The following is a 6,919-nucleotide window of genomic DNA, read 5'->3' on the forward strand; positions in this document are numbered from 1 at the left end:
GGTGGAGGGTCAGTCTTCATCGCCTTCGCTGCCGAGGGGATAGTCAGGGTAGACCGGAGGCGAGGTTGGCTTTTTGGGCGGGGTGGGAGTTTTGGGAGAACTGGGAGAACTGGGAGAACTGGGAGAATTGGGAGAACTGGGAGTTTTGGGAGTGCTGGGGGATTGGGGCTTTTGGGGCGCTTTTGGCTCTGCGGGGCTTGTTTGTGTAGGCTCTGCTGTAGTAGGCTTTGCTGTAGCAGACTCTGCGGGGGCCTCAGGGGTCTCCGTGTTTGGTTCGGGGGTGTACATTTCAGATGCTGCCGGATATTCTTCGGGTGGCAGGACTGATTCATGGGTCTCGCGGACGGTTTCTTCGCCGATGAAGCGGAAGTAGTCGTCAAACGATCCGCCTCCCTGGAGCAGTTTCTCGAAGTTGCTCTTGCTTATCTGCACGGGGCGCACTCCTTCGGGTATGATGACTCCGCGGTCCTGGCTGAGCAGCGAGCGGTAGTGGTTGAGCTCGGCTTCATTGCTGAATCCCTTGATGAGGAGAAGGCCGAGCTGCCCGAAGTTCATGACTTCGAGGTCGAAGTCGCGCACCATGTAGGTGGTGAAGTTGTGGCGGGCCACATCGAAGAGCAGCTGGTTGGGCGAGATCTGCGAGGTGGAGAAGAGCAACACCAGATAGTGGGGCTCTTCCGGTGCGAGCGTGAAGTCAAGATCGGCGGCTTCGCCGTCAAGCAGGGTCGAGTCGTTGGTCAGGCGGATATCCCAGATCATGCTGCGCATGTTGGAGGTGCCGCTGTGGAGTTTTCGGCCCTGGGCAAGGCCTTTGAGATATGACGAGGCCATCGGGGTCATGTCGGTTTCCGGATAGCGTTCGAGCAGTTCCCTGAGGGTGGTGCCGAATTCTTCGGGCTTGTTCTCGGTGACGTAGGCCAGGGCGTGGAGAAACATGAACTTCGGCATGAGCGGCGAGAGCGGATAGTCGCGCGCCATTGTCTCGTAGGCCTGATGGACCTGCGGGTTGCGGTCGGCGAGATAGTCGCTGTAGGCTTTCTCATAGAGCTCTTCCTGGCGGGCGAGCATGGAGCGCAGCTTGTCGATATAGTTCGGGTCGGCCATCGCCTTGCCATATTTTGAGTCGGGAAATTCGCTGAGTATCAACTGGCGGTAGCGCTCGGCCTCTGCCGGGCGGTCGCGGCGCACGTTCATCAGATACCGGTTGTAGTAGATGTCGAGTCGGTAGACGTTGTCGGGGTAGCTGTCCATCAGCCGGCGCCATTCCTCATCGGCCGCATCGAAGTCTTCGAGTTTGTCTTTGAGTATGAGTCCGGAATTGTAGAGCCCTTCCTGGATCACCTCGCCGGCAGTGGTTTTCTCCACATCGGTCTTGGGAATCTGGCGCAGGTAATACTCGCGGTGGTGCGGGTCGTTGGCCTTTGCTTCCTGCTCTTTGTCGGCCTTGTCGGCTGAGGAGTCGTCGGCTTCGTCGGCTCCGCTGTCGGGGTCTGCGTCTGACTCGTCGCCGTCACCGCTGAAATCGTCCATGCTGAATGACGATTTGTTGCGCCGGCGCCAGTCGTTTTCGAGCTTACGCGAGCCCCAGCGGCGCTGGAAGTCGGTGCGTCCGGCATTGCGGGTGGCCGTGTTGTAGAAGTACCACGACTTGTCGGTGTTGAGCGTAAACGTGGTCGGAGCCGAAGCCGAACTGTTGTTGAGGTTCGAGCCGAGGGCTTCCTGCTGAGCGAGATACTCCTCGCGCTTGGCCGCCTCGGCTTCTTCTTTTTCTTTCTTTTTGAGGTCGGATATGATTTTGTCGATCACGGCTAACTGCTGCTCTTCCGGCATGGCTGCCAGACGCAGCAGTGAGTCGTTGAGGGTCACGTTCTGAGAGTAGACAGCAAGTTCGTCGAGCACGTCTGACCGGCGTTGCAGACGGGCCAGATCGGGGTAATTGTCGGGCAACTGCGGGACGGCTTCGGCATAGCATGGCTGTGCGAGGTCATAGCGGTGGCGGTCGAAGTAGAGACCGCCGAGCGTCACCTGCGAGATGGCCTTCTCGATGCCTCCGCGGGTCGACTTTTCGGCTGCAAGCACATAGTTGGCAATGGCATTGGCCGTGTCGCGCCGCGAGAGATAGAGATTGCCTATGGCATAATAGATCTGGTCGAGATACTCCTTGTTGCGGTCATAGCGGGTCATGCGCTGCAGGGCCTTGACCTCAGGGCTTATGTCGGCCCCCTGAAACACCTCGCTCTGCTTGATGCGGGCGTTGAACTTGGTGCGGTATGAGGCTCCGGCCGATTTTCCGGCCTTGCGGTAGGCCTCGTAGGCCGCCGATGCATCGCCCTCGGCGCTGTAGAGCTGCCCAAGGAGGAATCTGAGGCGTGTTTTCTGCGGACCCTTGGCATATCCGATAGCCTCGCGCAGCATGGGGATGGCCTTGGCGTTGTCATGGGAGCGCACGTAGAAATCGGCATATGTGAAACTGTAAAGCTCTTTCAGCCTGCCGCTTGTCAGCTGATCGGACTTGATGCGCACCAGTATGGTCTCGGCTTCGAAGAGCCAGTCAAGAGCGCAGTAGCTCCGGGCCTGCCAGAGCTTGGCTTCGGTCACGGTCTGCGGGAGCCAGCTGAAGTGCTTGGCTATATAATAGAAGGTGGAAGCCGCGCCGAGGAAGTCACCGTTGAAATACTGGCTGCGGCCCATCATCATCCAGGCGTTGTGGAGGAAGGGGTTATACTCGTCGCGTTTGAGCCATTTTTTGTATTCCGGATCGTTGCCGCGGCCCGGTTTGCGGCGCGGGCGCTTCTTGATGCTGTGGAGTTGTATGGCTTTCTGCGCTTTTTCGATCGAGCGTGTGAAAGAGCCTGAGGGCTGCGGGGCCTTGGGGTTGGAATAGGCCTCGACCGGGTGCATCAGCACCTGGGCCGAATAGTCGTCCTCATAGGCGCGCTCCATCTCCTTGAGCGTCTCCTTGAAATGCTCGTCGCCGTTGAAGTAGACATTGTAGCGGGTGATGAAAGCCTGATAGTTGCGGGTGGCCGCGGTGTTTTTCTTAGGCGAACAAGCCGAAAAGGCCGCGACAAGCGCCACGACCGCCACGAGAAGCCCGGCCCTGAGCAGCCCGCGCATCCTCCACACTGTTGCCTCTGAAAATATCATTATATATATTATAGTAACGCGCCCGCGCGCGAAATATTGCTCACCGTAACAGTCTGTCTGCCCCGAAAGAGCAGGGGGGTGTATAAAAAAAATTGTCCGCTGCCCCTTTCTATCAAGGAGCAACAGGACTAAAGCCAAAAGGCGTCATTGAATCGAAATAGATTCCTTTCGGTGATGAAAGGAAACTATCCCTTTCCAATAATGTAGAGATTATATCATACTTACACTTACACCAAGTTGGTCACTTGCCGTTGCGTCGTCGCGACGAGACCGCTCAGTGCAGTTGCCTTTGTCCTTAGTCTCAAAAAGTGAATTTAATGCGTAAAATTTTTTATCAGTCCAAGGATTGCAACCGATTTGGTGTTTCTTTTCAAGTGCAAAGGTAAAAAGTTTTTCGGAGCAGGAATAATGAAAAAACATCTGTTAAGATTTTTTAACCGTCCGGGGCCGGCCAAATATTTATGCCGGTTTGTCTGATAAGCAACTAATCTCTATCTTTGCAATGCAAAACCTGCTTTTGGGCGGGTCAGGAGATTACATCACCTCGGCAATTCGGCCGGTTGCGCCTCCGGAGGGAGGGCGATGGCTGAAAGTGATGGGACGGCTCTTCTCCGTTGAATGACAATTGTTTTGAACTACAAATTCTGTATCCCGTCTGTCAGAATCCAGATATGCGATTGAGTTTCGGTTGCACCGGCTCTGACGTATGCGGATTCTTGTCATCGGGAACAAAATAACGCCACTCTACCCTCAGAAGAATCAGCAAGAGACCGTAAGCACAGGCTTTAATCGCATAAAAACAGAACGACATGCAATTTAAACCTGACTTACTATATATAATAGCCCGGTCTCTTCCATTATAGAATTAAAGAACTTCAGGAGACAATCGCCCTGACTGACTGCCAAGCTGTCTGTCAGGGTTGCTTTTTATGGCTGAGAGGGGGAGACGGCCTGACAGCAGCTTCCGCTACCGGTCCGGATGGGCGTCCGGAGAACGCAGATTTACTCGTAGCCCGTGACACCGCATTATCGCACTCTTTCGGCGGCCGGGAGTTATATCTTTGCAGAAGTTCCGATGATCCTGCCCCGTCTGCAGCCGCAAAAGATTGTTAGCCGATTGTGGCATTTGTTTGAGAAATTTAGTATTTTTGCAGAAAGTAACAGATCAATAAGAATACAATCTTAAAACAAGAATACAATCCGGATATGAAAAATATAATACTCTTCGACCCGGTCGAAGCACGTGCGGGGCTGCTTCCCCTCACCCTTACCCGCCCTGTGGCACTGCTGCGCCACGGCATCACCACTCTGTCGGAAAAATGGCAGAAAGCCATCCCCGGCACCTATTCCTACAGCACCCAGGACTATCTTTCCATAAAATATCCAATGATTGAGGCCGCTGACGGCGACAACCTCTTCATAGCCGGCAATCTCCATCCTGACCGGGAACTTGTGGATGCCATTCTCTCGCTCGAACCCGGCGAAGCCCTGACTCAGGGCGCCGCCATCATAGCCCGCCGCGGCAACGGCGAACCGCAGAAAACCAAGGCCTATGAAGGCAATCCGCTTGCCCTCAACCACGTCTGGGACATCTTCATGCTCAACGACGAAGCCCTGCGCCGCGATTTCGCCAGCCTGACTGCCGGACGCGAGTCGCAGCCTCTGAGCGACACCTGCCGCCTGATCGGCGACCCCTCGCAGCTTTTCATCGAAGAGGGAGCCACGGTAGAGGGTGCGATCATCAACGTGACCAAAGGCCCGGTCTATGTGGGCCGCGACGCCGAAATCATGGAAGGCGCATGTCTGCGCGGCCCGATAGCCCTCTGCGAACATGCCGTGGTCAACATGGGCGGCAAGATCTACGGCGCCACAACCCTCGGCCCATACTGCAAAGTGGGCGGCGAACTCAACAACGTGGTAATGACCGGATACTCAAACAAAGCACATGACGGATTCCTCGGCAACGCCGTGATAGGCGAATGGTGTAACCTCGGAGCAGGCTGCACCGCCTCGAATCTCAAGAATACCTATGCCCCTGTCAGAGTCTGGAGCATGGCTGAAAGTTCTTTCATCAAGACCGACCTGCAGTTCTGCGGCCTGATAATGGGCGACCACTCGAAGGCCGGCATCAACACGATGTTCAACACCGCCACGGTTGTCGGCGTAGGCGTGAACTTCTACGGAGCCGGTTTCCCGCGCACGTTCATACCCTCGTTCACCGAGGGGTCTACTCTCGGCATGAAGCCTGTGATCATGGACCGCTTCTTTGACACCGCCACCCGCATGATGGCGCGCCGACACAAGGAGCTGACCCCTGTCGACAAGGAAATTTTTATCACCATCAACGAAAACATTCTCTGAAGCCTATGCCAAAAGTTTCCGAACGCGGCACTCTGATGCCTGCATCGCCGATCAGACGTCTTGCCCCTCTGGCAAATGATGCCAAAGCACGTGGAATCAAGGTCTATCATCTCAACATAGGCCAGCCCGATGTACCGACTCCTCCTGAGGGTCTTGAAGCTCTGAAAAATATTGACCGCAAGGTGCTTGAATACAGTCCCTCGGCCGGACTCATGTCGCTCCGCGAAAAACTTCGTGAATACTACCACCGCTTCAGCATTGACGTGGATGTCGATGACATCATAGTCACCACCGGTGGTTCCGAAGCTGTGCTTTTCGCCTTCATGGCCTGTCTTGATCCGGGCGACGAGATCATTGTCCCCGAACCTGCCTATGCCAACTACATGGCCTTCGCCATTTCGGCCGGCGCAAAGATTGTCACCGTTCCATCGAACATCGACCAGGGTTTCGCCCTTCCCGCTGTGGAAAAATTCGAGGAACTGATCACCCCGCGCACCAAAGGCATACTCATCTGCAATCCAAACAACCCGACCGGCTATCTCTACACCATGAAAGAGATGCTCCAGATCCGCGATCTGGTCAAGAAATATGACCTCTTCCTCTTCTCTGACGAAGTTTACCGCGAATTCTGCTACACCGGTGCCCCTTACATCTCGGCCTTCCATCTGCCGGGAATAGAGGAGCAGGTGGTGCTGGTCGACTCCGTCTCAAAGCGCTACAACGAATGCGGCATCCGCGTCGGCGCGCTCATCACCAAGCATCCTGAACTCAAGACCAATGTCATGAAATTCTGCCAGGCGCGTCTCAGCCCGCCTCTGCTTGGCCAGATCGTGGCCGAAGCCTCGATCGACACCACGCCTGACTACATGCTCGCCACATATAATGAATATGTGGAGCGCCGCAAGTTCCTCATCGATGAGATCAATAAGATACCCGGCTGCTACACCCCGATACCGATGGGCGCATTCTACACCGTGGTCAAACTTCCGGTCGACAATGCCGATGACTTCTGCCAGTGGTGTCTGAGAGACTTCGATCTCAACGGCGAGACCATCTTCATGGCCCCAGCCTCAGGCTTCTACACCACTCCCGGCATGGGCCACGATGAAGTCCGCATGGCCTACGTGCTCAACAAGGCTGACCTGGCCCGCGCCATGAAGATCCTTTCCGAAGCTCTCAAGGCCTATCCCGGCCGCACCATCTGATCCGGTCCGCACTTATAGTTAAGATAATCAAGGCTCTCAGACTGCCGTTCAAGGCTTGTCGGAGAGCCTTTGCTGTGCCAGGGCAACCGCATCAAAATTTTGCTTTAAGTAGCATATCGGTCAGATAGTCGTTGGAAAGGCTCGCTTTGAAGCGTCTTTTCTTCAGACTACTTTTGTCGACATGCTCTTTAATAATCTGCATTGCC

Annotated in this window: 3 protein-coding genes; 2 read left to right on the forward strand and 1 reads right to left on the reverse strand. The window is 55.3% G+C overall.

Annotated features, from left to right (window positions below):
• Window positions 1-9: 9 nt before the first annotated feature.
• Entirely contained in the window at window positions 10-3,147 is a 3,138-nt protein-coding gene (gene porW, locus C5O23_RS07020; RefSeq protein ID WP_240597726.1) for a type IX secretion system periplasmic lipoprotein PorW/SprE, read from the reverse strand.
• 1,206 nt (window positions 3,148-4,353) lie between these two features.
• On the opposite strand from porW, the gene C5O23_RS07025 reads away from it, so the two are divergent.
• A complete protein-coding gene (locus C5O23_RS07025) occupies window positions 4,354-5,508 on the forward strand; it encodes a putative sugar nucleotidyl transferase (RefSeq protein WP_107032236.1) in 1,155 nt (384 codons plus the stop codon).
• Window positions 5,509-5,513: 5 nt separating this feature from the next.
• The gene (locus tag C5O23_RS07030; RefSeq protein WP_107032237.1) at window positions 5,514-6,713 is read left to right on the forward strand and encodes a pyridoxal phosphate-dependent aminotransferase; all 1,200 of its coding nucleotides are present in this window, start codon (window positions 5,514-5,516) and stop codon (window positions 6,711-6,713) included.
• The last annotated feature ends 206 nt before the right edge of the window (window positions 6,714-6,919 follow it).

The sequence above is a fragment of the Duncaniella muris genome (genome assembly GCF_003024805.1).
Lineage (GTDB): Bacteria > Bacteroidota > Bacteroidia > Bacteroidales > Muribaculaceae > Duncaniella > Duncaniella muris.

Bases quoted from the DNA above. Each gene is read 5' to 3' on its own strand.
- C5O23_RS07025 (WP_107032236.1), top strand. From the start codon at position 4,354: ATGAAAAATATAATACTCTTCGACCCGGTCGAAGCACGTGCGGGGCTG.
- porW (WP_240597726.1), bottom strand. From the start codon at position 3,147: ATGATATTTTCAGAGGCAACAGTGTGGAGGATGCGCGGGCTGCTCAGG.
- C5O23_RS07030 (WP_107032237.1), top strand. From the start codon at position 5,514: ATGCCAAAAGTTTCCGAACGCGGCACTCTGATGCCTGCATCGCCGATC.